Source organism: Sporomusa sp. (genome assembly GCF_057736855.1).
Genome location: NZ_JBYKYF010000130.1, coordinates 5,431 through 8,411 on the forward strand (window position 1 = coordinate 5,431; position 2,981 = coordinate 8,411).

Genomic DNA, 2,981 nt, shown 5'->3' on the forward strand with positions numbered 1-2,981 from the left:
TCGACAGTTAAGCTAACCATCTCCCCTGTTTTGATTGTACCTTCAGTCACTTTGCCAAGATGATAAATGGTTCCGTCAGGTAGCTTACGGGTATTGCTAACTTCAACTTTACCCAGCAAACTGGTAATTAGTCCCGTATCTCCCACTTGGCCGCCACCCTCGGCATAAAAAGGCGTAACATCTAAAATGACGGCAATTTCATCCCCATCAAAAGTTTCCTCAATGACTTTGCCTTCTTTTAACAGTAGCGCTATTTTTGCTTTTTCAGCATCTGGTTTATAGCTGAGAGTTTCTGTTACTAAGCCAGATAAATCAGGAATTACAATTTTTTCTTCACTGTCTTGGCGGGCAGCACGGGCTCGTTCACGCTGCTCGGCCATGGCCTGGTCAAAACCTAATTTATCTAAACTCATATGATGTTCGCTTAAGATTTCTTCCGTAAGTTCCCAGGGGAAGCCGAAGGTATCATACAGTTTAAAGGCAGTAGCTCCATCAAGGATGGTTTTGTTGGCTTCAGAAAGCTCATGGATATGTTTGTTTAATAGTTCAATACCCTGGGTAAGCGTAGTATTGAAGCGTTCCTCTTCTAATTGGACTACTTTTTTAATATAGGCCTTTTTGTCGTTAATATCAGGATATGTTTCAGCAAAAATAGTAGCGACTACATCAACAATATCGGTAAGGAAGGGTTTTTCAATTCCGAGTAACCGGCCGTGGCGAATGGCCCGCCGTAAAATTCTTCTCAGAACATATCCCCGGCCTTCATTGGAGGGTAATACCCCATCAGCAATCATTACCGTCATACTGCGTCCATGGTCGGCAATTACCTTTAGTGACACATCATTTTTCGCAGATTGTCCATAAGTAACACCGGCAACTTTTGCCGCATAGTCGATAATGGGATATAATAAATCGGTTTCAAAGTTTGACGGTTTATTTTGTAATACAGAAGCAATCCGTTCAAGGCCGGCCCCGGTATCTATATTTTTCTTGGCAAGCGGGGTGTAATTGCCATTTTCATCCCGATCAAATTGGGTAAAGACTAAATTCCAAATTTCCAAAAAACGGTCACAGTCACAGCCTACCGCACAATCAGGCTTACCGCAACCCCGTTCTTCCCCTAAATCAATATGTATTTCCGAACAGGGGCCACATGGTCCAGGTCCGATTTCCCAGAAATTGTCTTCCAACCGGATGATACGCTCAGCTGGGATTTTAATATCATTATGCCAGATGTCAAAAGCCTCATCATCGTTAGTATGGATGGTAATCCAAAGTTTATCTTTGGGTAATTCCAGCTTTTCAGTTAAAAATTCCCAAGCCCAGGCAATCGCTTCTTTTTTGAAATAATCGCCGAACGAAAAATTACCCAGCATTTCAAAAAAGGTATGATGGCGCGCTGTTCTGCCGACATTCTCAATATCGCCAGTGCGGACACATTTCTGGCATGTTGTAATTCGCGTATGCGGCGGTTTCATTTTGCCGGTAAAGAAAGGTTTAAATGGAGCCATACCTGCACCAATTAACAGCAGGGATGGATCATTATCTGGAATAAGGGAATAACTTGATTGAATGAGATGATCTTTACTTGCAAAGAAATCCAGAAACAGCTTTCTAATTTCGTTTCCGGTTAATTGTTTCAAATTAATCAGCTCCAATGTACGAAATTTAATGCATTCTGGTGGAAATTATACTACAGTTTAAGATTTAGTGTCAATAATTGGTGTTAACGGCAGAAACTACAGGAGTAACTTAATACTATGTTTAATCAGCACTTTTCCAATAGCGGTTACCGGCACGCTGAGCAGCATGCCCAAAATGCCAAACAACTCGCCCCCAGCAAGCAAAACAAAAATGACAGTAAGCGGATGTAGTCCAACATTTTCTCCCAATATTTTGGGACTGATAACACTACCTTCTAATTGGTGTATCAAGAAAAATAAGACAGCTACCTTTATGGCCAGTATCGGCGATTCCAGCAATGCCAATGTTACAGCCGGCGCTGCGCCAATAAAGGCACCAAAATACGGAATGATATCAAGTAATCCAGCAGTAATACCTATTAGTATGGCAAACGGAACCTGAAATAAATATAAGCCAGAGCTTACTAATATACCAACAATTAGCGCTACTGTAAGTTGACCGCGAATAATTCCACTCAATACAGTATCAATTTCTTTAAAGGCCAGAGTAAGTTCATTTCGCCAGCGGGACTGCACCAGACGAAATATCCTCTCTTTCATGGTAGGCCAGTCACGTAAAAAATAAAAAGCCAGTATCGGTGTAATTGCCAGTCCAATCATATGAGAGAGCAAAGAATCATCAACGGCCACACGCACAGACTGTGGTAATACTGAATTTTGGTATTTACTTTGAATAAAATAAAATAATTCCTCGCCTTTTTTCAGAATGTTTGGCAATTCTTTGGAAAAACTCTCTAAATCTCTCACAATAATGGGAACAAGCCGGGTCGCCCCTAGTACGATAATAGTAAAAAGTACAATATACAGCATTGCAATTGCCCAAACCCTTGGTAGGCCTTTGCTTTCTAAATAACATACACCTGGATTGAGCAAGTAGGCCAAAAATAGTGCAATAAAGAAAGGATATAGGCTGCTGCGGACAAGCCAGAGAAAATATACAATTGCAGATAATACTAATAGCAACAATAGTAGCCTAAAATGGACTTTAGTTAGTTGCATATTTCCTCCTGTCAATAAATGAAAAAAGGAGACCCACAAGGCCTCCCTATTACTGAAAATTAATCCAGCTTTTTCATTAATCGCCGGCGTACCCGACGCGCACCTCGCATCAAATCCCGAGTAGTATCGGTAACTGCATCAGTACTGCGTACTAGTAGCGGTTTTTTCTGTGGTTTAGCCTTGGGACCTATGATAGCGCCAAGTATGGTTCCGAGAAATCCACCCAACATCAATCCTTGCCAAAACTTACCGCGCATCATATCACCCCTTTTGTACCTC

The 2,981-nt window shown here is 41.4% G+C and carries 3 protein-coding genes; all 3 read right to left on the reverse strand.

Going from position 1 to position 2,981, the window contains the following annotated elements:
- A partial coding sequence (gene alaS, locus AC29Z1_RS09880) for an alanine--tRNA ligase (protein ID WP_488271295.1) occupies positions 1-1,643 on the reverse strand: 1,643 nt, incomplete at its 3' end.
- Between the two features lie 96 nt (positions 1,644-1,739).
- Positions 1,740-2,702, reverse strand: coding sequence for an AI-2E family transporter (locus tag AC29Z1_RS09885; protein WP_488271296.1), 963 nt, complete (start codon positions 2,700-2,702; stop codon positions 1,740-1,742).
- Between the two features lie 59 nt (positions 2,703-2,761).
- A partial coding sequence (locus AC29Z1_RS09890) for a hypothetical protein (protein WP_488271297.1) occupies positions 2,762-2,981 on the reverse strand: 220 nt, incomplete at its 5' end.

Bases quoted from the DNA above. Each gene is read 5' to 3' on its own strand.
- AC29Z1_RS09885 (WP_488271296.1), bottom strand. From the start codon at position 2,702: ATGCAACTAACTAAAGTCCATTTTAGGCTACTATTGTTGCTATTAGTA.